The following is a 25,686-nucleotide window of genomic DNA, read 5'->3' as shown; positions in this document are numbered from 1 at the left end:
GTCTCGCCGCCCGAGATTCTGGCCACGCACCTGCTTGAGATCATCAAACAGAACTTCTCACGCCTGCTGACCTTGAAATCCCTGCGCCGCCTGCTGACCGAAATGACTCGTCTGAGCGACCAAGTTCGGGCTGAAGCAAACCGCAAATTGCTGGATGAATTGATCCCCGACAAAGTGCCAATCGACACATTGCACGCCGTTCTGCGACTGCTTCTGGAGGAACGGGTTTCGATCCGGAACATGGTTCTGATCCTCGAAAGCGTGGCCGAAGCGCGGCTGACAACCACCCAACCTGAAGGCATCTGCGAATTGGTTCGCCAGCGTCTCGGCTTTCAACTGGTCGCAGACATGAAGCGTGAGGATGGCTCGATTCCGCTAATCCAACTGGCCCCCGAATGGGAGGAAACGTTCACCACCTACCAGGTCGACGCGCCCAGTGCCGGGTTGGATGTCGCGCTACCGCCTAACCTTTTTAACAAGCTGGCCGATGGCATGGTCAGCAGCATCGCCAGATCTGCGGATAACGGTCTGTTTCCTGCGGTCGTGACCTCGTCCCGGCGACGCCGATTGTTGCGTACGATCATGTATGCGCGCGGCGTTTCAAACCCGGTTCTGTCCTTTGAGGAAATCGGATTGGAAGCCAAACCCGCGCTGGTAGGAACTGTTCCAGCGTGATCGCGTTGCCGCCAGAATTGTTGACGCAGCTGGCCGAACCGCTCTGGCAGGCCTTTGCGGTGTTTCTGCGCGTCTCAGCTTTGGTTTCACTGCTGCCCGCATTCGGTGAACGCAGCATTCCAACACGGATGAAACTGGGGATTTCCGTCGCCTTTACCCTGATCGTTTTTAAGGCAACTCAACCTATAGACCTGTCTCCCAGCCTGTGGACGCTGGGACGGCTGGTTGGGACAGAAATCCTGATTGGGCTGGCGCTTGGAACAGGGCTGCGGCTGTTTGTTTTGGCGCTGCAAACAGCCGGATCTATCGCCGCACAATCCACGTCGTTGTCACAATTGCTTGGCGCGGCGGCCGCTGATCCTGTTCCGGCGATGGGATATCTGCTAACGATCGCGGGGTTGACGCTTGCCGTCATCATGGGCTTGCACGTTCGGGCCGCGCAGTTTTTGATCCAGAGTTATACCTTGTTCCCCATGGGGTTAGCACCAAGCGCGCCGGATTTGTCCCATTGGGGTGTGCAACAAATCTCACGCAGCTTTGTGTTGGCCTTCTCGCTGGCAACGCCATTCGTCATCGCCTCGTTGATCTACAACCTCGCACTTGGGGTCATCAACCGGGCCATGCCGCAACTGATGGTTGCCTTTGTGGGCGCGCCAGCAATAACATTTGCAGGGCTGTTTCTGCTGTTTGCGGGTGCACCATTGATCCTCTCTGTTTGGTCGGACGCGCTGTTTGCCTTCTTCATGAACCCGATCGGAGACCAGCGATGAGCGGCGCCGATGACGACAGCGACAAGTCATACGAGCCGACGCCGCAAAAGCTCCAGAAAGCCCGTGAAAAGGGTGAAGTTCCCAAGTCCAACGACTTGTCGGTAGTCGCGGCATATACCGGACTGCTGATCGCATTGTTGGCGGCAGGGCAGTACGCGGTCGCGCAATTGGGAACTCTGTTCATGGTCCTTATGGACCAATCCGACCAGATCGCGAACCTTCTGAAAACCGGACCTGCGGCAGCAACGGTTGCCGAAATTCTGAGTAGCGCATTGCCACCCATTGCCTTGTTATTCTGCCTGCCAGCGGTGGCCGTTCTGTTAAACCTGATTGCTCAGCGCACGCTGGTGTTCGCCCCCAGCAAACTGAAGCCAAAGCTTTCGCGGATATCCCTTGTTTCGAATGCCAAAAACAAGTTCGGGCGCGGTGGTTTGTTCGAGTTTGCCAAGAGTACAACCAAACTGGCGATCTACAGCCTGTGCCTCGCACTTTTCATCAAGTCGAACCTGGCCGAAATTCTGTCTGCCAGCGCGGCCCCGGCAACGTCATCCATACTGCTGATGATGAACCTGTTGTTTCGCTTCCTGTTCATTGTGGTTGCCATCGCCCTGTGCATCGGCGTTATCGACTTTCTGTGGCAATACGCCGAGCACATGCGCAAGAACCGCATGTCGCGTAAAGAGCTCCAGGATGAAACTAAGGACGCTGAAGGCGACCCGTATGTAAAGCAACACCGCCGTCAACGTGCACAGGAGATCGCCTCGAGCCAGATGATGGCAGATGTTCCGGGCGCGGATGTTGTCATCGTAAATCCCACCCATTTTGCCGTTGCGCTGAAATGGTCGAGGGCTACAGGCAGTGCTCCTGTTTGTGTCGCCAAGGGTGCGGATGCAGTGGCCTCTTCCATCCGTTCTGCTGCGGGTCAGGCTGGCGTTCCTATACACTCGGACCCTCCGACGGCGCGTGCGCTTCACGCAACTGTCAACATCGGGCAGGAGATCGCCGAAGAGCATTATCGCCCCGTTGCCGCTGCAATCAGGTTCGCCGAAGCGATGCGGAAACGTGCAAAGGAGCAGATCCGATGAAAGACACTCAGTTAAACGGGCTGGAAAAAATAGCCGACGTCGCTTTCCAGAAGCAATTTCAGACACTCCGCCCGATCCTCGAGGCCGAGGTCAGAATTCAGCACCAATTGGCGAAACTGGATCATCAGCTTGACCAGATGCGCAAAGCCAGCGGTTTGACTGAAGGATATCAGATATCGGGGGGCGACATTCTTTGGCGTGGCTGGGAATCTGCCACGCGCCGCGCGTTGAACATGCGACTTGCCCAAACGCGCGCTCAGAAACTTGCCGGTATGGAGGCGCTCAGAATTGCTTTTGGACGCAAACAAGCCGTCGCAACCCTGCGAGAGCAGCAGCTGAAAAGCCATCGGCAGGCCGTTGCCCGAAAGCAAACCCGTTAATGCTGGCCGGATCCGCACCGTGAAGCGAACTTCGTCAGGTATCTTGACGGTTCACGCTCATGATCAGCACTTTTGAAACATCTTCACCCAGTTCTTTTTTTGCCTCTTCCAACAGGGACTTACGCAAGACATCCAGATTTCGGGATTCGGTGAACGTCCCATCAAAACCCCCGGTATTTGCGTGATCAAACAGAACCTGAAGAAAGCCATCCCGCAGCTTGGGTTCAATGGAATAAAACGTTTCTTCAATTGCTGTGTTCGCCTCAAGGCTGAGGGACAAAGTGACCATCGCCTCGATTTCGTCGTCCGCAACCACCGGAACGACAAAATGCTTGGTCAACTTTAAGTACGCATAGGCGGGCTTTTTTTCCTTGGACTTTTCAGACTTCCCGTGATCGGCTTTCTCTTCTTTTGCCACTTCTTTTTCGGCGGTTGTTTTGTCGGGCTTGCCCGAAGGTGACAAAAACAGCCCGGCACCGACACCCGCACCCAGGCCAACAATCAGGAAACCGACTGGAACCAGTTTTGCTATCACGGTCGCACCTCAGAACGGCAAGAGTGAATCAAGAACTTGTTGGCCATATCGGGGTTGCTGAACATCCGTAATCTGACCTCTTCCACCATAAGACACCCGCGCCGAGGCGATCTTGTCGTAGGTAACTTCGTTTTGACGTGAGATATCCTGAGGGCGCACATACCCGGCTACCAAAAGCTCGCGCAGTTCAAAATTGACCCGCAATTCCTGCGAGCCGGATATCGAAAGAACCCCGTTCGGCAGAACATCCAGGACCGTCGCGGCGACACGCAGTGTCAGTTTCTCGTTTCGCCTCACAGATCCCCGCCCGGAACTTGAGGAATCCGCTTCGATTGACACGGCATCATCCAGCGAAGCCCCGTCAGATAAGTGTTTCTGCGCGCGCTGAGGCAAACCAAAGAGGCCAGGAATCTCAAGGTTTTCCGAGCCTGATCTGGACCGTCTGGTGTTGTTTGATATCTCAGCTTTTTCATCCAGCTCGATGACCACTGTCAGAATGTCACCTTTCTTGATCGCCCGCTGGTCGCCCAGCAACGATTGCTGCCCTCCGCTCCAGAGAGATGAGCGGTCAACGGTGCGTTGTGGTTGCGTGTGCAAGGGCAGACCCGGCCACAGCATGGCAACCTGCTCGGGAGATTCTTCGTTTGGTGTAAAACTCGGGGGCTTGCCAAGATGATCCAGACGACCACACGCGGCCAAAGACAAAGCTATGAGAAGGAGAGTTTTCGACAGTCCGGTCATCACTTAACCTCGACTTGGCCATCCGCGCGGATTTGGCCGGTTACAGTTGTTCTGGACGACAGGTTCATGACCCGGATGCGATCCCCAGCAGCGCCACGCCCCAAGGCGCGGCCTTCCGCAGTTATCGACAAGGCTTGGCGGTCGAATATCAGGACGACCAGATCGTTGCGGTCAACGATGGCGGGGGGGCGTACATCAATTTCTCGGACCGGCCTGCCGGGATACAGTGCCACCCGCGCCTCTTGCCCGATCAGAAGATTAGGGTCAGTCACCGCACCGGGGACATCCGTCGAGCTTGTTTTCAAATCAGTTGCAGAAATGATCTCCTTGGCCCGGATCGTGCGAGTTGGGACCACAATGTCAGCCTGTGCTGCGATTGGAGCCAGTAGTGCCAAATATATGCCGAGTCCTCGCATCATCGCACCTGCGTTGTCGCGCTCATCATTTGATCCACAGCTGAGATCACCTTGGCATTCATCTCATAGCCGCGCTGCGCCTCGATAAGTTCGGTTACCTCGCGCACTGCATCGACCGAGCTGTCTTCCAGATAGCCCTGCCGCAATGTGCCCAGCCCATCACTTCCCGGAGTTCCCAGCACCTGGGCACCCGACGCCTCGGTCTCCTTGAACAGATTGCTGCCAATGGCTTCCAGCCCCTTGGCGTTCGAAAAGCTGGCAAGGACAAACTCACCCAGCAACTGCCCCTCGGGAGAGTCGTCGAAATAAGCATAGACCTCGCCAGCGGCATTGATCGAAATTGACCGTGCGTCGTCGGGAACGGTGAGTTCCGGCGAAACCGCATAACCGTCGGAGGTGACAATGAGACCCTCTGCCGACCGCTTGAGGCTGCCGTCACGCGTATACGCGGACTGACCGCTGGGCAGCGTGACTTCCAGATATCCGCGCCCCTCGATCGCCACGTCAAGATCACTGCCGGTGGCTGACAAAGCACCTTGTTCCAGTTGCACGGTAACAGCTGCGGGCCGCACGCCCAGACCAAATTGAATACCCGTCGGCAATACTGTTCCGTCCGAGGCGTTTACGGTTCCGGCGCGCGCCATCTGTTGATAATGCAAATCGGCAAATTCGGCCCGGCGGGCGTTGTAGCCGGTGGTGTTCATGTTTGCCAGGTTGTTCGAAATCGTTTCGACCCGCATCTGTTGCGCGGTCATTCCGGTGGCGGCAATTTTCAGGGCTCGCATGTCAAACTCTCCTTTTACCGTTCAGCGCATAAGCGCCTTGAGCGCCCCGCGCACGCGTTCGTCTTCGCTGTCAAGAAAGCTTTGTCCCAGCTCATAGGCGCGCTGGATTTCCACCAAGCGGGTCACCTGCTGAATGGCGTTGACGTTTGAACCTTCGAGAAAGCGATGCAAAACAACGGGTTCATCAACCGGGTCTATCGCACCATTGGCACGAAACCGTGTATTTCCTTCGCGTATTAGCTCCTGCGGATCAGCGACATTGAAAACGCCCAACTGGCCCAGAAATTGGCCGTTGACACTCAACGTTCCATCACTGCCGACATCAATCGAAGCTGCATCGGGCGGGATAAAGACCGGGGCACCGTTGGCATCCAGAACACGCGCACCATCCATCGCAACCAGATCGCCTTCGGCATTTGGCAAGAAGCTGCCCGCACGCGTCAGCCGGTTGCCATCCGGGGTTTCAACCATGAAAAACCCCTCCCCTTCGAGGGCGAAATCAAACTGCCCTCCGGTTTCCGTAAGCACGCCTTGTTGCAGTGACGTGTTGCGCGCCTCGGCCCGGCTCATGGAGAGAGACGGATTGTTCGGAATGTCCCGCACGTATTCCGAAAACACCAGCCCCTGCTGGCGATATCCGGTCGTGTTGGCATTTGCGATGTTATTCGCCACCAGCCGCATTTCACTCATCAGCCCGGACTGACGTGACAAGGTGACGTAAGCCGTGTCCATCAGCGGCCTCCAGCAATCAAGGGAACAAGCGTTCCGGTAAAAAACGTAACAAAGGTCTGAGTCATGAACCCCATCGAAATCCAGAACACGACGACAATGGCGATCAACTTGGGAACGAAAGTCAGGGTCATCTCTTGAATCGAGGTCAGCGCCTGGAACAGACCGACAACCAGGCCAGAAACCAGAGCCACGGCAAGGATCGGGACGGATGTGATGACCGCAACCCATAACGCCTGACGAACGATGTCATAAAAAAGCCCCTCGCTGAGCATCGGGTCAGACCGGCATTCTTAGGATTTCCTGATAGGCTTCGACCACTTTGTTGCGGACGATCACTGCGGTTTCTACCGCCAGTTCGGTCTGGGCCAGCGCCTGAACCAGTGCATGGGGATCAGCCTGACCGACCATCGCAGACTGAGATATCTGTTCGCTGTGTCTCAGCGTGGCTGCAAAGTCCTGAAAGGTCGCCCTCAATCCTTGTGCCGCCCCGCCATGATCGGGATCGGCCTGTGTGGCAGAGCGTGCGCCGGCATAATTCTGCGCGGCGTTCAGTGATCGGATATCCATTCTGGCTGTCCTTATTTTCTGAGCAATTCCATCAGCGACGACGACATCTGCCGCGTCTGATCAAACATCTTTAGGTTGGCCTCATAACTGCGCTGGGCTTCCCGCGCGTCCGCGATTTCAATCATCAAATCGACGTTTGAGCCTTGGTAGTGACCACTTTCATCTGCCAACGGATGACCGGGGTCGTAGATGCGGCTCAGCGAACGCTGGTCAAGCGTCACACGGCCAGCCTGCACCATGTCCCCACCGTTTTTCTGCACGGTTTCAAACGGTACGGTTTTGCGCCGATAGCCGGGCGTGTCCGCGTTCGAGATGTTTTCGGACACATGCCGCAACCGCGCGGATTGCGCGCGCAAAGCACTGGCTGACGCAGCAAGGGAATGGGAAAAATCGCTCATACCTGCCGCCCCTTATCCGCGACCCAAACTGGTGCGCAGAATGTCCATTGAGGATTTGTAGATCGCCAGCGCTCGGTCGTGCTGTCGTTTGACCTCGACCGATTTAAGCATCTCTTCCTCAAGCGACACACCATTGCCATTGGGATCACCTGATGGGACAGCTTCAACCTCAGCCCAGTTTTGCGCACCGATACTGCCATGCAGATGGCCCGGCCGCGTGGCGTCCATGGTCACTTCATGCCCGGTGGTTTCGAAAGCTTTCTGAAAGGCCTCGATATCGCGCGGCTGATAGCCCGGCGTATCGGCATTGGCCATGTTGCGCGCAATGATCGCCTGCCGTTGCCCGGCATGGGTTGCCATTGCGTACGCTGTCTTAAAGACGTTCAGGTCATAGAACATCGGGGCTTCTCCCTCGATCAATTTCAATCAAGGCTTAACCCCGATTCCTTTAAAAACCGTTTTCAGCACTCAGTTGGAGACTCCACGATGTCTGATCTCGACCCGGTACTTCTGAAACACGAACTCGACAGGATGACCGCAGTCCGTCACGTGGGACTCGTCACCGGTGTCGCGCAGGGTCTGATCGAAATCGGTGGTTTGAACACGCAAGCCCGGGTCGGGGATTTGCTGACATTGCGGCGGCGCGTGGGGTCCGATCTTGCGGGTGAGGTGCTTCATGTCAGTGCCGACCATATCAAAATGCTTCCCAATGCGGCCCCCGATGGGGTCAGCCTGGGGGATCGCGTCTACCTTGACCCTTCACCGGATTTTGCACCGGGATTGCACTGGCTTGGACGTGTAATCGACCCCTTTGGCAGGTCCTTGGATGGAAAACCGTTGCTGAGCGGATCGCAAACGCGCGATATCATGGAGGCCCCTCCACCAGCCGTGACGCGCAAACCCTTGGGGCAGAGGATGGCCACCGGCTTGTCGGTTCTCAACACTGTGTTGCCCATCGTGCGCGGGCAACGGGTGGGGTTGTTTGCCGGATCGGGTGTTGGAAAATCGACCCTGCTTTCCACACTGGCCCGGTCCATGCAGACCGACGTCGTCGTAGTCGCGTTGATTGGCGAGCGCGGACGCGAGGTGAATGAATTTGTCGCGCAGGCCATTGGTCCCGAAGCCATGAAACGCACAATCGTGGTGGCCGCCACCTCTGACCAGTCAGCATTGGCGCGCAGGCGGTGTGCCTGGTCGGCCATGTCGACGGCTGAGTATCTGCGGGATCTGGGTCTGAACGTTCTTTTTCTTGCTGATTCTGTGACCCGCTTCGCCGAGGCGCATCGTGAAATTGCCGTTTCTATGGGGGAGTCGCCGTCTTTGCGGGGATATCCACCCTCTGTCACACCCCTGATTGCCAGTCTTTGCGAACGCGCAGGTCCCGGAACGCAGGAGCAGGGGGATATTACCTCAGTGTTCAGCGTTTTGGTGGCCGGTTCGGACATGGATGAACCCATCGCCGACATTCTGCGCGGCGTTTTGGACGGGCACATTGTGCTCAGCCGTGACATCGCCGAACGGGGGCGTTTCCCGGCCATTGACGTCAGCAGATCTGTGTCGCGGAGCCTGCCGGGAGCCGCATCAGAGGCCGAGAACCAGATGATCACCGAAACCCGAAAACTCGTGGGCAGTTACGAGCAGTCCGAAGTAATGATCAAGGCCGGGCTGTACGCCGAAGGGTCTGATCCGCTGCTGGATCAGGCCGTTCGCGTCCATGAGGAACTGGACGCCTTTTTCGCCAAACCGGAGTCTGAGGGAATCGAAAACAGTTTTGATCGCCTGTCATTGATACTGCGCCGTGCATCGATCAGCTTGCCACGCTAGGCGGAACTCTGAACAGTTTTAAGTATTAAGGCCACCTTAAGACCTGCGCTGCTAGGCAGATAGTCGGGTGATAACATAGGTGGTGGAGATGGGTGCGCAGACCAATGCGGCGCCAATCATCATCAAGAAGAAGCGTGTATCGGGTGGTGATGGTCACCACGGTGGGGCGTGGAAAGTTGCATATGCCGACTTTGTCACGGCCATGATGGCCTTCTTCATGTTGATGTGGCTGCTGAACGCGACAACTGAACAGCAACGCAAAGGGCTGGCGGATTACTTCGCCCCCACAATCCCCCTGAGCCCCGAATCCGGCGGCGGAGATGGTGCCTTTGGCGGCGACAGTATGTTGTCGGAAAAGACATTGCTGCGGGATGGTGCCGGGGCCAGCACCAAACACGCAACTGAATCCCGTCAGGCGCGCGGGTCAACCGGTTTGGATGCCAACGGTGGTGGCAAAGGTGACGCCGAAGACTTCTCGACGCTTGAAGCTCGGCTTTTGGGGCGAAACGGTGAAAGTGAGGTGTCGGATAAGCTTCTCAGGCATATCGTGACACGCGTCACCGACGAAGGATTTGTCGTTGAGCTATTCGATACGGACACCCAGCCACTGTTCGAAACCGGTTCCGAAAAACCAAATGGGATCATGCGGGCGCTTGCTTTGATCATAGCGCGCTCTTCGGATCTGGTGACCAACCCGATTGCTGTCACAGGCCATGTCAGCGCATCTCCTGTTGTGCAGGTTCGCAATACCGCCTGGGATCTGTCCACTGCCCGGGCGCAATCAGTCCGCCAGCTGTTACAGGACAAAGGCGTGGCGGCAAGCCGAATGGATCGCGTCACAGGTCATGCTGACCGAAAACTCTTCACCGACAATCCGATGGCGGTTCGGAACAACAGAATCGAAGTGATATTTCTGCGTCGACCCTAAAGGATAGAACGCATTTTACCTGTTAGCGCGCTGTTAAGGGGCAGCGCGTTACCTGTTGCATCAAAGCTTGACGCAACAGAAAGGCGGGCCAATGACCATTTCCTCTTCGCTGAATGCCGGTGTGGCGGCGTTGAAGGCCAACGCCAACAGGCTGGCCACGATTTCCGACAACATCGCAAACTCTTCCACCTACGGATACAAACGGGTGGAAACTGACTTTCATTCTATGGTCACGTCTGGCCAGGGTGGCAGTTATTCGGCAGGGGGCGTTCGCACGACCAGCCAGCGCCTGATTGATCAGCGCGGATCACTGGTGACAACCAGCAACTCTACCGATTTGGCAGTTCGTGGGCGCGGCATGTTGCCGGTACGATCCAGCTCGCAGGTCGGAGCAAATTCGAACGAGATGTTGTTGACGACCACGGGATCCTTCCGGACCAACGACGAAGGATACCTGGTGACCGAATCCGGTCTAGTTCTATTGGGATGGCGTGCTGCGGCAGACGGATCCATCCCGCCCGTTCCACGCGACACGCCCGCCGCGCTTGAACCAATTCAGTTGAGCGTCAATCAGTTGTCCGGTGCCCCAACGACAAAGATGAACCTGCGTATGAACCTTCCCGCAACGGCAACAGATGCGGGTGCGCCGGGCGATACACAACCTTTGTCAGTCGAGTATTTCGACAACCTCGGGAAATCCGAAAGTATTGATATTCAACTGATCCCGACCGTTCCGGCAACTGGCAGCAGCAATGAATGGACCATGGTTCTGCGCGATTCGGCATCCGGTGGCGCGGTTATCGGGGAATATACTTTGACGTTTACCGACAATCGAACAGCCGGTGGCACACTGGCCAGCGTCGCCCCTGTAACCGGCGGCGCTTACGATCCGGCAACCGGCAGCGTCATGGTCAACGTCGCTGGCGGCCCGATGGAGGTCAATATCGGGCTGATCGGCGATGCCGATGGTATTACTCAGCTATCCGATACATTCGCTCCGGTTTCAATCACGCGGGACGGTTCTGCCGTTGGTACGATGACCAGCGTTCAGGTCGATGAAAGTGGCTATGTCTATGCATTCTACGATACCGGCGTCAGCCGCCGAATGTTCCAGATCCCGCTGGCCGATGTTCCCAATCCTAACGGCCTGACAGCGCTGGACAGTCAAACATACGCGCCTTCCCGCGAAAGCGGCACGTTCTTTCTGTGGAACGCGGGCGAAGGCCCAACCGGTGATATCGTTTCCTTCGCACGCGAAGAATCCACCACGGATGTGGCAACCGAGCTGACATCTCTGATCCAGACACAACGCGCCTATTCATCCAGTGCCACGGTGATCCAGACGGTGGACGAGATGCTTCAGGAAACGACTAACTTGAAGCGCTGATCCAGTCGCTGACCAAAGGAAAGGAGCGGCCTCATGAATATGTCGACGGCACTCAATAACGCATTGGGTGGGCTGACAGCGGCCAGTCGCGGGGCAGCTGTGGTCTCGGGGAATATCGCGAATGCCCTGACACCGGGCTATGCGCGCAGGTCCCTTGAACTGGCGACAAGTCCCATATCTGGCAATGGCGTGCGTACGGTTGGGGTAACCCGGCATCAGGATCCGGTTCTGACGGCCAACAGACGGTCGTCAGACGCCGAGCTTGCCTTTCAATCCACCATTTCGGATTTCCGTTCACGGTTCGAAAGCTTTGTGGGAACAGTAGACAGCACGCCATCCCTTGCCAGCCGTATGTCTTCCTTGGAAAACAGCTTCATCACCGCAGCCAGTCTCCCCGACTCGATCGAAAGATTTGATCAAGTGGCGCGCGCGGCGCGCGATCTTGCGGCAGAGCTGAATGCGGCTTCTGAGGGCGTGCGACAGGCACGCTCGGACGCGGACCGCAAGATAGGCGCTCAGATCGAAAGCCTGAACCTGGTTCTGAAAGATATCGAAGTTCTGAACGCAAAGATTCCGGCCATTCAAAATTCAGGCGGCGATATCGGGGCCTTGCTGGATCAACGGCAAGTCCTGATCGATCAGGTCAATACTTTGATCCCGGTCAACGTTGTTCCACGTGCCAACGATCAGGTATCCCTCTATTCAGACGGCGGGTTGATACTTCTGGAAGGCAAAGCGTCCGAGTTCACCTTTTCCACGACCGGTGAGACGAAACCCCACATGACGGTCGCAAATGGTCTGTTGTCCGGATTGGCTATGAACGGCAATCCGGTGCGCACCAGCGGGGACACTGCGCAAATCCGCGGTGGCGCATTGGCAGCCCAGTTTTTGGTCCGTGATGAATTGACTGTTGAAGCACAGTTGCAGCTTGATACCGTTGCCCGCGATCTTTTCGAACGATTTGAAACGCCAGGCTTGGATCCCACAGCACTTGCGACAGATCCCGGTCTGTTCACAGATAACGGAAATCGGTTCGACCCGACTACCTTTGTCGGGCTGTCATCGCGCATTTCGCTGAATTCGGTTGCGGACCCCGACAACAGCGGCGACAGCTGGAAGCTCCGCGCGGGGCTGGGTGCCGCAACACCGGGCGATCCCGGGCAAGCGTCGCAACTGCGTGCTTTCGGTGCCATTCTGAATGACGCGCGCGCCGTACCTGGCGGGCTGTTTGGCACTGGAAACATGCGCGCCGCCGAGTTGACCGAGGCGCTTATGTCGAAAGCCGGGGCGCAATCTCACGCTGCGGAGCAGCGGAAGGCTTTTGCCAGCAACAGCCAACAACAAATGTCACAGATTGAGGCCGAACAAGGCGTCGATACGGATCAGGAATTACAGCGCCTCATGCAGATTGAACAGACATACGCAGCAAACGCACGCGTCATCTCGGTCGTCGATGAGCTTATGGAAACGCTTTTGAGGTTATGAGCATGAACTTGACTGCTATCGGCGATCTGGCGCGCGGTATGACCCTTCGCACCCGCGCTACTGAAATCAAAACACAGATTGAAACCCTCTCTTACGAGATGTCCACCGGCAAAGTGCAGGACATTTCTGGCCGACTTGGTGGAGATTACTCTCAGATCCTGGATCTGGACCGCTCGCTTGCCAGGCTCGACGCCTTTGGCATCGCCACAGCCGAAGCGGCCCTGTTCACGGATGCCATGCAGTTGAGCCTGAAGACATTTGGAGATTCTGTTGGCGAAATGACCGCGTCTCTGTTGGCCTACGGAACAGCCAATCAGCCTGTAAATCATGCACAGGCATCAGATCATGCCAGGAATGAGCTCGACACGATGGTATCGGCGCTGAACACCCGAGTTGGTGGACGCAGTCTGTTTTCGGGTACGGCCACGGATGTCTCGCCACTGCCCTCGACCGACACGCTGTTGGCTGCGTTGAAGACACAACTGACGGGGGCCGTGACCGTCGCCGACATACGCCTGGCTGCCGACACATGGTTCAATAGCCCCGCCGGGTTTGACGCCATGATTTATCAGGGTGCGAGCACTACGCTCTCTCCTATGCAGATCTCGGAAAATGAAAGTGTCGCGCTGCCACTCACGGCAACCGACCCGGCATTCAAGGCAGCCCTGAGGGATGTTGCGGTAGCAGCATTAGCCACCGACAATACGTTGGCTCTTTCTTCCGACCAGCGCACCGCCCTGTTCACGCAGCTGGGCGTCGATCTGGCCAACGCACAGGATGCCACGGTAAACCTGCGGGCTCAGGTCGGCAGCGCCGAAGCCCGCATCGAACAAGCCGCTACGCGAAATTCGATGGCCCGAACCAGTCTGGAATTCAGCCGGAACGAACTGATCGCGGTCGATCCTTATGAAACAGCGGCGAAATTGCAAACGGTGCAGTTTCAGTTGGAAAGTCTCTATTCGGTAACCGTTCGCAATGCGAACCTTTCGCTGGTGAATTTCCTGAGATGAGGGTGCTGATACTTCTCCTGATACTTCTCCCCGGTATGGCCTGGGCGGGGGCAATCCGCCTCAAGGACCTCGTCGATTTCGACGGTGTCCGAGGTAATGATCTTGTTGGTTATGGCCTGGTTGTCGGTTTGAACGGAACCGGTGACGGATTGCGCAACTCCCCTTTCACCGAAGAGATCATGTCCAACATCCTGGAGCGTTTGGGTGTCAACGTAACGGGCGAGGATTTCCGGCCAAAGAATGTGGCAGCCGTTCTGGTGACGGCCAGTCTGCCGCCTTTTGCCAGAGTCGGCGGCCAAATCGATGTAACGGTTTCGGCGATAGGCGATTCAAACAGCTTGTTAGGTGGGACACTGGTTATGACCCCGCTGAACGCAGCAGACGGGCAAATCTATGCGGTTGCACAAGGCACAATCCTTGCAGGTGGCGTTTCCGCTGAAGGAGAGGCCGCGTCGGTCGTGCGTGGGGTGCCAACCTCGGGTGTGATCCCGTCCGGCGCGCGTGTTGAGCGTGAAATTGAGTTCGACTTGTCAACTTTGACCCAAATGCGCCTTGCGTTGAAGGAACCCGATTTCACCACCGCCGCGCGAATCGAATTCGCCATAAACACCGAGTTCAACAGAGCTGTGGCAATCATGCGCGATTCAGGCACGGTTGAACTCAACATTGCTGCAACTCAGGCAGTGTCGACGGCCCATGCCGTTGGGCGTATCGAGAATATTCTGGTCGAGCCGGAAGCAAAGGCGCGTGTGGTGGTCGATCAGCGGTCTGGCACCATCGTAATGGGGCAGGAAGTCCGGATATCGCGTGTGGCTGTCTCTCAGGGTAATCTGACCCTGACGGTTCAGGAAGCACCGATTGCCGTGCAACCCAATCCGTTTGCCAAGGGCGAAACAGTGGTCGTTCCGCGCACTATTGCAGGGATCGAAGAGGAAGAAGGAACCGGCCTTGCCGAAATCCCCGAAGCAACGACCCTGTCCGAGGTTGTCGCAGGTCTGAATGCGCTGGGGGTATCGCCCCAGGATATGATCGATATCTTGAAAACCATCAAAGCGGCGGGCGCCTTGCACGCAGAATTTGTTGTCAGGTAGCCGATATCTTTGGTCCAACGGGCGTGCCACAAACACGCCCGTGACGTTAAGGCCTATTTCGATTTCCAGCTGTCCAGCCAGCGCTGAAATCTGTTTCGGCGTTCTTCAATCGCGTCACCAGCCGCATAAAAGCCGTCTTCCACATTCTCGATCATCGGATCAATTCGGGCCTTTCGGAACCTGCGCCAGCGCACCCAAACCGCCCAGACCAGCGCGGCAAAAATTGTCAGGAAAATGATGTTGAACCAGGGAATGACCTGCACATCCGGCCCTTCCACATGTTTGATGAAAATGGCGTTGGGGAAGATCGACATGAACTCGTTTCGCCATCCGTAATGAGTTACGACCACCCATTTCGGGTTTTCTTTGGTCGATTTCGCATCATTGGCTTCAGTGTAAAGGTTCGCTGTGTCGAACTTGAAATAAGGTGGCCACCCCCACCCGGTGTCTTCGTTTCGGTACACGATCGGCTTGCCATTTTCGCGCACGGCCTGGATGAATTGCACATCCCGGTTGGACAGGCTGGTGGATTGGTCTTCGGGTTCAGACCAGAAAATCCGCGTCCAGTCGTTCAGATCCTGTCGCTCTTCGTAGGTGTTTACGATGCGCACAATGTCATGCTGGGGCAGAGAATATTGCAGGATCACGGCAATCGTACCCCAGAAAATGATAATGAACGCCCATTTCACATAGGCCATGCCTAAACCCTCACATGTAATTCACGATGTAGATCAGCGCGCCAATCGCCACCCATGGCACAATATAGACACCCAGGATCAGTTTGCGCCGGAACGAATTGTCATACACATGCAACCCGCGTTCGACAAAGGCGTCCTTATTGCCCGTCTTGCCCTTTTCGTCCCACCAGCTTTCCAGTTTACGACGGCGTATCCCGCGCGAGTAGAAAGACAGCGCGACATAGGCGATCGTCTGGATCACCAACAAGATCAGCAAAAGGCGCAATAACCCGAACATTTCAGCCTTTCCTTACCGAACCCCACGGACCGACCCGCGCGATTATGTCATCGCTGACCCGGTCTTCACCGCTCATATCCGGCTCATGGCCGAACAGCGCGGCACGGGCCCCTTGCTTGTCCACCTGATACTCGCGCGCGAGGAAGTCGGCAACATAGGCTTTCTTGCTCTCGGGCCATCTGGAATAGGTGCTATAGAACAGCTCTTTGTGGCAGATGAACATCTGGCGTGGATCCAGCGGGGCCAATTCGGCCAGCAGCATGTTCACCAGATCACGGTTCGACGTGTCAGCGGCGCGCAAAGTGTAGAAATAAGCCGGATGATCCGACGTGATACGCGGCCACGGCCCCCCGTCGCTTGCCCAGCGCAGCAGTTGCGCAAGGCCGTGATAGGCTTCGGGCAAGCGATCCGAGTGATTGCGCGCCAACCGCCGCATGTCGCTTCGGTCCAGCCCGGTCAGGTCGACATCCGCATCCGCCGCCGCGTCGACGGTCAGGAAATCCATCTTCTGCTGCAGGATCGCGGCGGCATCCACGCCGCGCGCCTTGACGATGGGTTCGACCAGATCATTGTAATCCAGAAACTTTGCAACCTGGTTCCGCTGCGACGGGTCAAAAACGTATTTGATCGGCAAATCGTCAGGCTTGTCACCCATACAGATCGCCGCCGGGTGATCCAGGTCCGGGAACAGGTACAGCCCGCCGAAATGCGCCGTCCAGAAGTTGCGTTGCTCAAAATCCGTGTGACGCAGATGGACGGGGTTGCGCGTAACGTCGCCGGTCTCCTTGGCGGTCTCGATCATCCTGGCGATCAGCACATCGTCGAACCAGGCGTCCTCGGCGGTTTTGAAGCGTTCGACCATACCCGCCAATTGCTGCGCCTTGCGCAAGGTGCCGCCTGCGGTGTCGGCCTCAATCTCGATTTTGCGCAGATTAAACAAATCACGGGGACTGCTGAGCTTGAAGACCGAGTTCACCAGCTCTCCGGCCACCGCATCAGTGGCGGTCAGGGCAAACAACTGCGCCTCGTTCATCTCGATGAATTCGCGCAGGATATCGCGCGAGGTCGAGAATTTGACGTTCAGCAAAGGCGCGCGTTTCTGCTCGGTCGTCAGCAGGATGAACTGCCGGTTGACCCCATTGGGGTTGAGGTAGAGCTCGTCCTCCAGCTCAATCCCCACCTCCGGCGAATAGCCCGAGATATCGACATGAAAATCCGTCAGCGCCGTGGTCTTGCCTGCCAGATGCTGCAGCGCGCGGTTATACCGCTCGACTAAGGCCGGGCTGGAGATGTGGACGAGGTTGCCGAACATCAGGCCTTTTTTGATGAGGCGGATCATTTTGCAGGCCCGTGATCAGCAACGCTACTTGGCGAGCTTTCTTGCATATGCGTCCTTTGTATTTTTATTCTAGCCAAAGTGTCACTAGCGTCGGGTATTGCTGCATCCTTTCTTTGCCGAGCAAACAATGCCAATAGGCACATTCCCGAAGAAAGCAGTATCGAAACAAAAAAGAGACTGGGGAAGGCAAGCAAACTAAATTTGTACACTAGAAGATAGCCGTTTCCTGCCCCTAGTTGCCCGGTTGAAAGAACGCCCCATAACTCAAACAGAGCCATCGGAATAAGGACGGCGTTGAATATTGGCGCAACTAAAACTGCCAAAAAAAATAGCACAATTCTAGGAGAAGCAATCCAACCCAGTGCGAAACTGGAGCCAGCAATTATCGAGATCAGAAACACCATTATCTAGTCGGCCTTCCCTTCAAGATACCGCCGCTTGGCCTCTTCCATCCGGCCCATCTCACGCACCGCGTTTTCGATGGCGACCTCGTCGCTCTTGTCGGCATAGCGGAACTCGCTGTCGGCATAGCGGTTGACCTCTTGTATCACCATCTCGACCGTGATCGGCTGGCGCAGGTCCTCGATCATCGCTCTCTTCGTATCGTAGTCGCGGAACAGGAACAGGTCGGGGGTTTCCATCCACTCATCGGGCAGTTCGAAATCCATCGCGCGGACCTTGACCGCGTCGGTGATGTTCTTGATCGCGCGACCGGTAAAGCGCTCATCCGCCTGTTGGATCGCCTTGAGGTAGGTGCCCAGCTTGGCAATTGTGTCCATCTGACCGATCTCGCCCGAGACCCGGTCATAGACCTGCAACAAAGCATCCTCATGCGGGCGGGAATGGCTTTCGAAACTTGCGGCGACGGCCTTTTTGATCTCCTGCGCGGCGTAAGCCTCGTGTTCGCCCAGAGGGATGTCGTGATTGCGGCCCATCAGCAGGTGCAGGATATCGATGTAATCCTCACGCGTTTGCGGCCCGTCCACCAGAAACCGCGCGCCCGCCCGCTGGCGCAGGGCGTCGTCCACGTTCTCGGGGTAGTTCGAGAACATACCAAAGGTGCAGTTGCCGCGCACGACGGTGTTGGCGCCCGCAAAGCTCTCCATCAGCACGGCGGTGATTTCCAACTGCCCGGCTGACGACTGCCGGTCACCGCGCTTACCCGCCAGCTGGTCGATATCGTCGATGGTGCCAAAGCCGATGACCGAGGGGTCGATGATCGTGTTGATAAACGCCTTGGCGTTCTGGCCGGATTTGCCCTGATAGCTGTCGATATTGTCGGTGCTCAGGTTCTGATAGCGGAACGGATAGCCCGCGTTCTGGCAATACTCGTTGATCAGCCCGGCCATCATCTGGATCAGCGTGGTCTTGCCGGTGCCCGGCTTTCCGTCACCCATGAAGGTAAAGATGAACCCGCCAAGTTCCGCAAACGGGTTCAGGCGGCGGTCGAAATCATAGGCCATCACCATCTTGGCAAGCTTCATCGCCTGATATTTGGCGATATGGTTGCCGACCACTTCGTTTGGTTTCTTGAACGTCATGGTCAGGGTGGTGGATTTGGCCTTGGAGGCGGGCTCGAACCCGCGGATCGTCAGGTCATCCGCCTCGATATGCCAGGCGGCATTCTGGAACGGGGCCAGATGGCCTGCGGACTGGGCGCGCAGGGCTGACTTCTCCATCAGTTGCTCGGCATAGGCACTGGCGGCGGCGATCAGATGGGCATCGTCCGAGGCGTGTTTGGCCAGCGTCTGGTCCAGCTCCCACAGCGCGCCGTGCAGGGCAAGTTGGCCATTGTCTGTCAGGACCTCTTCGATCTCACCAATATCAACCGTGGTCTCACCCAGATGCGAAGACATCAGATAGGCCAGCGCGTTGCCGAACGTGTGTAACGAGATCAGCGCTTCGGCTGTCAGAACCTCTGAAAACTCGGTCTTCCGCGCGGCGGGCAGATCTCCGGCCAGGTTCGCGCGTTTCAGATCGGCCAACGGGGTCTGTTCCGCATAAGTATCGGCCACGGCCAGAGCGATTGCGATGGCGCGGCGGATCGCCTGTTGAGCCGTCGCTTGCGGCGGTGAGACCAAAGCATCACCATCGTCCGAGGCTTCGATCCTCTCAACCAGATGCACCCCGTCTGCGCGCACGGTCCGGCGTGTCACCAACCCCGGTGTCGTCGAGCGAAACCGCCGACCAGTCGAAACACCTGGTGAGCGTTCAACGTTGGATTCCACGGCTTTGGCGATCCGCGGCGCGTGTTCGAACCCGTTCAGCAAAGCGGTCGCTGCCGGATAATGCTTGCGAATGTCGTCTTCGCGCAATTCCATCTGATCTGACGTCAAACTCATCTCAAAAACCGCCCTTGCTTCATCTTTTCAAAAATACTCTCGCCGAAGGCGAAAATTAGTACCTCAAAACCTGCCCCGTATTGCTGACGACGAACTTGCGCACATCGGCAAAACCCGGCGGGTTGCGTTCGGCCAGCACCTGAAACGGGCGCTGTGGCAGGATGATCGACCGTTGGGTACGGGTGGCCCCGGTCTCGGCCCCCTGCCCGCCGAAAGGATCCAGCGCAAAGACCTCGCGCTCGACAGTTGAAAACCAGCCGGCGCGCTCCTCGATGACCTCTTCGCTGTGCAGCTCTTCGGTGGTCCAGGCCAGCGCCCAATCCTGTCCTTGCGGAGATTGCGCATCCTCCAACACCTGCCGCAAGGGGCCGGATTGTTCGGTAAACGCCGAGGAATACATCGGCCCCACATGGATGCGACGCAGGTGTTTGGGGTGCAGGTCGTCGAAATCCTGATCAAAGCCCTTGGCGATGGTCACCAGTTTCAGCCCGCCCAAGGATTGCGCCATCAGATGCGCCTGTACCTCGGGCCAGCGGCGTTGATCCTTGGGCAGGGCGGTTTTGCCTGTGTCCTCCAGCTGCATCAGATAGATGACGGGCAGGTTGACCTGACTGTCATAGACCGCCCAGTGGATCATGAACTTGCGCCGCTCGCCCTCATTCCCGATCCAGTGGCATTCGGGATCATTGCGGGCCCAGAACAGCTGACCTTTCAGCAGTTCCTCGTAATAGAGCCTTTGAGACAGCGCGAATTGCAGTTTGGTGGGAATCTGCTGATCGCTGATGATCGTCCGCACCATCTCGGTTTTCAGGTCATCCTCGGATGGCATATTCGCCAGATGCACCTGCGCCTGCTGCGCGTCATTGGCCATGGTCAGCAACTCGGCCGCCACCGGAAACCCGCTGTCGCGCTTGTCCATGGCGAGGCTGCCAAAGAACCGCCCCGTATCGCGCCCGACCAGCAGGTATTTCATGCTGAGCGCGCGGAAGGTGTAGAGCAGCCCAGAGAGGTAGCGCGACACGATCCGCACCTCTTGCTTGCTGATCGCGCCCTCAGCCTCCATCGTCGCGGCCACGCGCAGGAGATGGACGGTGATCACCTCGAATTTGCGGAAATAGCGGCGCGAGGCGAAGGTGTCTGTCAGGCCGACATGGTCTTGGGTGGGGTTAGTCATGCGCTTCTCTGGCTTCCAATGCTCGCGCTACTTCGCGATGCAAGAAAGGCCATCTACCTCTTGGGCTGTGCTCAGCCATTGGATCGCCGAGGATTTGTTTGCCAAACCAAGTTCCAAGTTTGACGCCCGATATCCATTGGAACAAGCTCAGATACTTCCAGAACACCCAGAGACTGAGTGATAAGAACACATTGAATATCCAGACCCAAAGCCATGCTAAAATCGGTGTTCCGAGCCCGATGGCAGACACCATCTGAATGAGTTGCCAATTGACCCTTCCCGCAGACTGGAAGGTCGCGAAACCAATGATCAAGCAGGTTAGCGCCGTTAGCGATAAGACCGTTGTGAGCAATAGAGTCGTTGTTTTCATGTTAGGTCCGACCCCCCGCTCAACCCCCGTACAAATTCTTATCATGCTTCTCGACAATCGAGGCAAACCGGCGGGCAAAGCGTTCATCCGCCTTGGCCTTCTTCTCCAGCACGTCGCGGGCAAAGACCATGTGGTCCTCGTGCGCCTCAAGCATGTCGGCCATCTTCTGGTTGGTCGCGGTGCCGATTGCGGCCATGGCGGTTTGCGCCTCTTGGTCGGTCTGCACGCCGATCTCGTTGATGCGGTGGGCCACGTCCTGCTGCTGTGCCGTTTTCAGCGATTTGGTCAGGGCGTCATACAGCACCACGCGCTGCTGCGTGTCTGTCTGCAGCTTGTTGATCAGCACCATCTGCGTCGCCGCCTGGTTCTGGAGTGAATCGACCCAGGTCTTGCCCTTTTCGATATAACGCTCCAGTGTCTGCGATTTGGCCAGCTTGACCTGCTCTTCCTGAACCTTGGCGTTGTATTGCTTGTTCAGCTCGGCCAGTTTGGTTTCCAGCTGGGTGCGCGCGGCGGCGTCCTGTTCAACACTGATCTTGTTTTCCAGCGTGATAATTGCCGGGTCCATGCCCTGAATCTCGGCCCGCAGCGCTTCCAGTTCGGCCACGGTTGCCTCGCGATCGTCCAGCGTACCGCTTAGGTTGTCCTCGACCTTTACGCGTTGCTCTTCCAGCACGGTCAGCTGCCCTTGCAACAGCTTCACGATCACATCGGATTTGGCGATCAGGTCCTGCAACTTGTCGTCGATATTGGCCGTGCGCATCCGCTCCTGCCGCAGCGACTCGGATTTACCTTTCGAGAAGATGCCGACAAACGTCTCCCACCCGGATTTCGAGCGCATTTCGTCGAAATCTTTGGAAAAGGCGCTGGTGACATCGTCCAGACCCATGATCAGCTCGGCGATGTTGGCGTTCATCACCTCAGTGTGGGCGTGCACGTCCTCGAGCGTGGCATTTTCGATGTCGATATCGGCCTCGGCCGTTCCAATCTTGGCCCGCGCGGCTTCGATGCGCGAGGTCAGCCCCTCGATCTGCGACTGGCTTTCGCGCACTTTCGTTTGCGTTTCTTTGATAAGCGCTTCGAATTGCTGGTTCGACATCTCTGCTGTCCTTTTTTTCTTTAATTACCCAATAAGATAGGGAATGTTACGGTCATTTACATCCCCTTGAATCCAAAAATCACGCAAACTCTGGCAAACTTGGGGTGGAAAGGAAAGCCGCGTGATCGCAACCTGACGTAGAACTCAACCATGCGACTATGCTGCAACGATTGGGTCAGAAAATAATTTGATCAAAACTGGGCTGATCGGCACGCATCGGTGGACATAGACAAAGCCTTCAACACCTGATTGGGTGCGGCAACTCAATTTCTGCGCGGAGAATGACATGCTGGACGCAACGACCGATCTGAAATCAATTCTGAAGAATCCTGACTTGCTTGTAACCAAAGCCTATATCGGTGGTCAGTGGGTGAATGGTGACAACGGAACTTTCGACGTGACCAACCCGGCCCGGGGCGATGTGGTGGCCAAAGTGGCCGATGTCAGCCGGGCGCAGGTTGCCGGAGCAATTGCACAGGCCGAAGCCGCGCAAAAGGAATGGGCCAAGCTGACCGGCAAGGAACGTGCGGTGATCCTGCGGCGCTGGTTCGACCTGATGATGGAGAACGCCGAAGATCTGGGCAAGATCCTGACCGCAGAACAGGGGAAACCACTGGCTGAGGCCATCGGCGAAATCGGCTATGGCGCGTCCTTCATCGAGTTCTTCGGTGAAGAAGCCAAGCGAGTGTATGGCGAGACCATCCCGGGGCATCAGCGCGACAAACGGATCATGGTGCTGAAACAGCCCATTGGCGTGGCGGCTTCGATCACACCCTGGAACTTCCCCAACGCCATGATCACCCGCAAGGCAGGACCGGCGCTGGCGGCGGGGTGTGCCTTTGTTGCCCGCCCGGCGGCAGAAACACCACTGTCCGCGCTGGTTCTGGCGCTTCTGGCGGAACAAGCCGGTGTGCCAGCTGGTGTGTTCAACGTAGTGCCTTCATCTCAGTCCAGCGAGATCGGCAAGGAGTTCTGCGAAAACCCCGGTGTACGCAAGCTGACCTTCACCGGCTCGACCGAGGTGGGGCGTATCCTGTTGCGGCAAGCAGCTGATCAGGTCATGAAATGCTCGATGGAACTGGGCGGCAATGCACCCTTTATCGTGTTTGATGACGCCGATCTGGATGCTGCGGTCGAAGGCGCGATGCTGTGCAAATTCCGCAATAACGGCCAGACCTGTGTCTGCGCCAACCGCATCTATGTACAGGCCGGCGTTTACGATGCGTTCGCTGCCAAACTGAAAGCGGCGGTAGAAGCCCTGAAAATCGGCGACGGTCTGGCCGAGGGCACCACAACCGGCCCGCTCATCAATGCCGATGCGATCGCCAAGGTGGAAGAGCATATCAAGGATGTCACGGACAAGGGCGGCGCTGTTCTGACCGGCGGCTTGCCTCACGATCTGGGCGGTACGTTCTTTCAGCCGACCATCGTGACCGGCGTGACTCAGGACATGATGGTGGCGCAGGACGAAACCTTTGGCCCGCTGGCACCGCTGTTCAAGTTCGAGAATGAAGATGACGTGATCGCAATGGCGAATGACACGATCTTTGGCCTAGCCTCGTATTTCTATGCTAAGGATCTGAGCCGCGTCTACAAAGTGGCCGAGGCGCTGGAATATGGCATTGTCGGCGTGAACACCGGCATCATCTCGACCGAGTTGGGCCCGTTCGGCGGCGTCAAGCAATCTGGTCTGGGCCGCGAAGGCAGCCACCACGGCATGGAAGACTATCTTGAGATGAAATACGTCTGCATGTCGGTCTGATCTGGGGGGCCATCGCCTTGGGGCGGTGGCCATTCTGCCCACGGGCGAGGCGTTGTTCTGGTCAATCGGATCATTGACGGCTGGGCAATGAGCTTATTTCACCAAACATGAATTCCCTGCGGGCAAGCTTCGTGGGGACTTTTCTATAGGCCCGATCCGATCCCAAACTTACGTCTTCTCCTCTTTGGCTATCACGGTCGTTACGGTGCGCGTCACCCGACTTCTGGTGATTGCAATCGCTCCTAAAACCAAAGCACAGGCTATGGCTTGCGCAGTAGTGATTGCTTCTCCAAACGCAAAGAACCCGACTGCAAACATCGTGGGCAATTCAATGCTTCCGACAACTGCAGTTTGAGAAGCGCCGATCAGCGGCGAACAGATCGTGTAGACAAGCTGCGGCACAAGCGCCGTGACCAATCCAATTCCAATGATCAGAACCCAATCGGACTGACCGTCAGGAAGCAGCGTGGAAACGTCTGCACTCAGCATCAAAGGCAAAAGCCCAAGAACCGATCCCAGCGACACCGAGGCGATACGTGCAAGTGGCGCAATTCTGGACAACCTGTGGACCAGAACAGAAATCCCGAAGCCAAAACCAAATGGCGCCGCCAGCGAGATTAAAAGCGTAGGAATGTGCTCGACCGGAACGGATGCTGGCGAGCCGGCTATGATGGCAGCCAGAATGATGAGGCCAGACGCAAGAAACGCGCGCCTTGTGGGAGTATCGGCGAACAAAGCCCACGCAATGATCAACGTGAAAACCGGATATGTCATATACAGCACGCCCACCGTCGATGCGGGCAGTGTCTTTAAGGCTGTGACATATCCAATCCAGCCAAGCCCCATCACCACTCCGACCGCAAGACCCCAACAAATCTCGCGCCAGGCTTTTCGATGTACGACGAGAACTGGCAGTAACAAAACCGCCGGAACGATGTAACGGTAGAATGCAACAGCGAAAGGTGCAACGCCCTGCTCAGTCAGCCCCCTGCTAAAATAGGGAACAAGCCCGAAACAGATTGAAGCAAAAAGAACGCCAACAACCGCAAGCGGTTGCGGAATGGCCGGTCTGGTCTGCGCGGATGACGTCGACATCTGCAAGTTCTAGCACAGGTTCGCGGTGAGTGTAGCCGAGTTTACCGGGCCGACGCTTTGATGTGAAAAGGCGCTTACATCAAAAAACAACGCCCCGCGTCTGGAGGAACGCGGGGCGCGGGTGTTGCGGCAGTTCGGGAGGAGGAGACTGCCGCTAGGCTTTCAAAGCCTCAGTTCACGGCCTTGGCGTCAACCACATCTTTTTCGATGGCTTTAGCCGAGGTAATTTCGATCCGGCGCGGTTTCAGGGCCTCGGGCACTTCTCGCTTCAGGTCGATGTTCAGCATTCCGTTTTCATGGCTTGCGCCGGTGACACGGACGTGATCGGCCAGCGCAAAACGACGCTCGAACGCGCGGGTTGCGATGCCGCGATGCAGGTAGCTGCGGCTCTTGTCCTCGGATGCCTTCTTACCGGCAACAACCAGCGAGTTTTCTTTCACTTCAACGGACAGGTCGCTTTCCGAAAAACCGGCGACGGCCACCGAGATACGGTACGTGTCGACATCGGTTTTTTCGATGTTGTAAGGCGGATAGCTTGGCTGTGCCACATCATTGGTCAGAACGCGATCCATCATGTCGGCGATCTGGTCAAAGCCAATGGTGGCGCGGTGCAGCGGTGCAAAATCAAATGTACGCATGTGTCATATCCTCAGTCTTGAGCGATTCACGATCTGGCCCTCCGGCTGGACGGACCAATGTTAATGACGGACCCCGTTGTGGC

Annotated in this window: 30 protein-coding genes; 11 read left to right on the top strand and 19 right to left on the bottom strand. The window is 56.9% G+C overall.

Translation table 11 applies throughout. The features are described from left to right. From AC2FND_RS13015 to AC2FND_RS13000, 4 genes are all read left to right on the top strand, one after another. On the top strand, nt 1-675 hold a 675-nt coding region (locus AC2FND_RS13015; RefSeq protein WP_496770175.1), incomplete at its 5' end, for an FHIPEP family type III secretion protein. Next, nucleotides 672-1,445: a flagellar biosynthetic protein FliR gene (locus tag AC2FND_RS13010; RefSeq protein ID WP_496770174.1), complete on the top strand. Its 774-nt coding sequence runs from the start codon at nt 672-674 to the stop codon at nt 1,443-1,445. The genes AC2FND_RS13015 and AC2FND_RS13010, both read left to right, overlap by 4 nt. Then, nucleotides 1,442-2,530 (top strand): EscU/YscU/HrcU family type III secretion system export apparatus switch protein, encoded by a 1,089-nt coding sequence (locus AC2FND_RS13005; protein WP_496770173.1) that lies wholly within the window; start codon nt 1,442-1,444, stop codon nt 2,528-2,530. Before AC2FND_RS13010 ends, AC2FND_RS13005 begins: the two co-directional genes overlap by 4 nt. Next, a complete protein-coding gene (locus AC2FND_RS13000; protein ID WP_496770171.1) occupies nt 2,527-2,910 on the top strand; it encodes a hypothetical protein in 384 nt (127 codons plus the stop codon). The genes AC2FND_RS13005 and AC2FND_RS13000 overlap by 4 nt, the downstream gene beginning before the upstream one ends. Nucleotides 2,911-2,944: 34 nt before the next feature. On the opposite strand, the gene AC2FND_RS12995 is transcribed toward AC2FND_RS13000, so the two are convergent. The 9 genes from AC2FND_RS12995 to AC2FND_RS12955 are packed head-to-tail and all read right to left on the bottom strand — an operon-like array spanning nt 2,945 to nt 7,483. Then, a complete protein-coding gene (locus tag AC2FND_RS12995) occupies nt 2,945-3,445 on the bottom strand; it encodes a flagellar basal body-associated protein FliL (protein ID WP_496770170.1) in 501 nt (166 codons plus the stop codon). Nucleotides 3,446-3,454: 9 nt separating this feature from the next. After that, on the bottom strand, nt 3,455-4,186 hold the full coding sequence (gene flgH / locus AC2FND_RS12990; protein ID WP_496770168.1) for a flagellar basal body L-ring protein FlgH: 732 nt from the start codon (nt 4,184-4,186) through the stop codon (nt 3,455-3,457). After that, nucleotides 4,186-4,602, bottom strand: a complete 417-nt coding sequence (gene flgA, locus AC2FND_RS12985) for a flagellar basal body P-ring formation chaperone FlgA (protein WP_480507276.1) — start codon at nt 4,600-4,602, stop codon at nt 4,186-4,188. The genes flgH and flgA overlap by 1 nt, the downstream gene beginning before the upstream one ends. After that, the gene (flgG, locus tag AC2FND_RS12980) at nt 4,602-5,387 is read right to left on the bottom strand and encodes a flagellar basal-body rod protein FlgG (RefSeq protein WP_496770167.1); all 786 of its coding nucleotides are present in this window, start codon (nt 5,385-5,387) and stop codon (nt 4,602-4,604) included. Before flgG ends, flgA begins: the two co-directional genes overlap by 1 nt. 21 nt (nt 5,388-5,408) lie before the next feature. Beyond that, a complete protein-coding gene (locus AC2FND_RS12975; protein ID WP_496770165.1) occupies nt 5,409-6,119 on the bottom strand; it encodes a flagellar hook-basal body complex protein in 711 nt (236 codons plus the stop codon). Further along, nucleotides 6,119-6,391: a flagellar biosynthetic protein FliQ gene (locus AC2FND_RS12970; protein ID WP_496770163.1), complete on the bottom strand. Its 273-nt coding sequence runs from the start codon at nt 6,389-6,391 to the stop codon at nt 6,119-6,121. Before AC2FND_RS12970 ends, AC2FND_RS12975 begins: the two co-directional genes overlap by 1 nt. Before the next feature lie 4 nt (nt 6,392-6,395). Continuing rightward, nucleotides 6,396-6,686, bottom strand: coding sequence for a flagellar hook-basal body complex protein FliE (gene fliE / locus AC2FND_RS12965; RefSeq protein ID WP_480773976.1), 291 nt, complete (start codon nt 6,684-6,686; stop codon nt 6,396-6,398). Nucleotides 6,687-6,697: 11 nt separating this feature from the next. Continuing rightward, nucleotides 6,698-7,084 carry a flagellar basal body rod protein FlgC gene (gene flgC / locus AC2FND_RS12960; protein ID WP_480520033.1) on the bottom strand — a complete coding sequence of 129 codons (387 nt, stop codon included), beginning with the start codon at nt 7,082-7,084 and terminating at the stop codon, nt 6,698-6,700. Between the two features lie 12 nt (nt 7,085-7,096). Then, nucleotides 7,097-7,483, bottom strand: coding sequence for a FlgB family protein (locus AC2FND_RS12955; protein ID WP_496770162.1), 387 nt, complete (start codon nt 7,481-7,483; stop codon nt 7,097-7,099). Nucleotides 7,484-7,570: 87 nt separating this feature from the next. Here AC2FND_RS12955 and AC2FND_RS12950 point away from each other — a divergent pair, with 87 nt between their 5' ends. The 6 genes from AC2FND_RS12950 (at nt 7,571) to AC2FND_RS12925 (ending at nt 14,809) form a co-directional block, all read left to right on the top strand. Continuing rightward, complete coding sequence (locus AC2FND_RS12950) at nt 7,571-8,908, top strand: FliI/YscN family ATPase (RefSeq protein WP_496770161.1); 1,338 nt, start codon at nt 7,571-7,573, stop codon at nt 8,906-8,908. 88 nt (nt 8,909-8,996) lie between these two features. Continuing rightward, complete coding sequence (locus tag AC2FND_RS12945) at nt 8,997-9,836, top strand: flagellar motor protein MotB (RefSeq protein ID WP_496770159.1); 840 nt, start codon at nt 8,997-8,999, stop codon at nt 9,834-9,836. 91 nt (nt 9,837-9,927) lie between these two features. Continuing rightward, a complete protein-coding gene (locus tag AC2FND_RS12940) occupies nt 9,928-11,223 on the top strand; it encodes a flagellar hook protein FlgE (protein WP_480520039.1) in 1,296 nt (431 codons plus the stop codon). A gap of 33 nt (nt 11,224-11,256) precedes the next feature. Next, complete coding sequence (gene flgK, locus AC2FND_RS12935; RefSeq protein WP_496770157.1) at nt 11,257-12,708, top strand: flagellar hook-associated protein FlgK; 1,452 nt, start codon at nt 11,257-11,259, stop codon at nt 12,706-12,708. Between the two features lie 2 nt (nt 12,709-12,710). Then, nucleotides 12,711-13,718, top strand: coding sequence for a flagellin (locus AC2FND_RS12930; protein WP_496770156.1), 1,008 nt, complete (start codon nt 12,711-12,713; stop codon nt 13,716-13,718). Next, on the top strand, nt 13,715-14,809 hold the full coding sequence (locus AC2FND_RS12925) for a flagellar basal body P-ring protein FlgI (protein ID WP_496770154.1): 1,095 nt from the start codon (nt 13,715-13,717) through the stop codon (nt 14,807-14,809). The genes AC2FND_RS12930 and AC2FND_RS12925 overlap by 4 nt, the downstream gene beginning before the upstream one ends. A 53-nt stretch (nt 14,810-14,862) precedes the next feature. Here the strand turns inward: AC2FND_RS12925 and AC2FND_RS12920 are convergent, their stop codons facing one another. The 8 genes from AC2FND_RS12920 to AC2FND_RS12885 are packed head-to-tail and all read right to left on the bottom strand — an operon-like array spanning nt 14,863 to nt 22,108. Then, complete coding sequence (locus tag AC2FND_RS12920) at nt 14,863-15,507, bottom strand: DUF1523 family protein (protein WP_209507219.1); 645 nt, start codon at nt 15,505-15,507, stop codon at nt 14,863-14,865. Between the two features lie 10 nt (nt 15,508-15,517). Beyond that, nucleotides 15,518-15,784, bottom strand: coding sequence for a hypothetical protein (locus tag AC2FND_RS12915; protein WP_209599214.1), 267 nt, complete (start codon nt 15,782-15,784; stop codon nt 15,518-15,520). Between the two features lies 1 nt (nt 15,785). Then, nucleotides 15,786-17,123 carry a DUF6638 family protein gene (locus tag AC2FND_RS12910; protein ID WP_496770153.1) on the bottom strand — a complete coding sequence of 446 codons (1,338 nt, stop codon included), beginning with the start codon at nt 17,121-17,123 and terminating at the stop codon, nt 15,786-15,788. Beyond that, entirely contained in the window at nt 17,120-17,527 is a 408-nt protein-coding gene (locus AC2FND_RS12905) for a hypothetical protein (RefSeq protein ID WP_496770152.1), read from the bottom strand. Before AC2FND_RS12905 ends, AC2FND_RS12910 begins: the two co-directional genes overlap by 4 nt. 3 nt (nt 17,528-17,530) lie before the next feature. Further along, on the bottom strand, nt 17,531-19,465 hold the full coding sequence (locus AC2FND_RS12900; protein WP_496770150.1) for an AAA family ATPase: 1,935 nt from the start codon (nt 19,463-19,465) through the stop codon (nt 17,531-17,533). 55 nt (nt 19,466-19,520) lie between these two features. Further along, entirely contained in the window at nt 19,521-20,639 is a 1,119-nt protein-coding gene (locus tag AC2FND_RS12895) for a hypothetical protein (protein WP_496770149.1), read from the bottom strand. Further along, complete coding sequence (locus AC2FND_RS12890; RefSeq protein WP_496770147.1) at nt 20,632-21,009, bottom strand: hypothetical protein; 378 nt, start codon at nt 21,007-21,009, stop codon at nt 20,632-20,634. The genes AC2FND_RS12895 and AC2FND_RS12890 overlap by 8 nt, the downstream gene beginning before the upstream one ends. Nucleotides 21,010-21,028: 19 nt before the next feature. Continuing rightward, nucleotides 21,029-22,108 carry a hypothetical protein gene (locus AC2FND_RS12885; RefSeq protein WP_496770145.1) on the bottom strand — a complete coding sequence of 360 codons (1,080 nt, stop codon included), beginning with the start codon at nt 22,106-22,108 and terminating at the stop codon, nt 21,029-21,031. Between the two features lie 286 nt (nt 22,109-22,394). On the opposite strand from AC2FND_RS12885, the gene AC2FND_RS12880 reads away from it, so the two are divergent. After that, a complete protein-coding gene (locus AC2FND_RS12880; protein ID WP_496770143.1) occupies nt 22,395-23,870 on the top strand; it encodes an NAD-dependent succinate-semialdehyde dehydrogenase in 1,476 nt (491 codons plus the stop codon). A 168-nt stretch (nt 23,871-24,038) separates the two neighbouring features. On the opposite strand, the gene AC2FND_RS12875 is transcribed toward AC2FND_RS12880, so the two are convergent. Further along, a complete protein-coding gene (locus AC2FND_RS12875; RefSeq protein WP_496770142.1) occupies nt 24,039-24,965 on the bottom strand; it encodes a DMT family transporter in 927 nt (308 codons plus the stop codon). A gap of 170 nt (nt 24,966-25,135) precedes the next feature. Further along, a complete protein-coding gene (locus tag AC2FND_RS12870; RefSeq protein WP_209599221.1) occupies nt 25,136-25,603 on the bottom strand; it encodes an Hsp20 family protein in 468 nt (155 codons plus the stop codon). Nucleotides 25,604-25,686: the final 83 nt, after the last annotated feature.

The organism is Ruegeria sp. BHSB056 (assembly GCF_059613305.1).
This window is presented reverse-complemented; position numbering and strand designations above follow the sequence as displayed.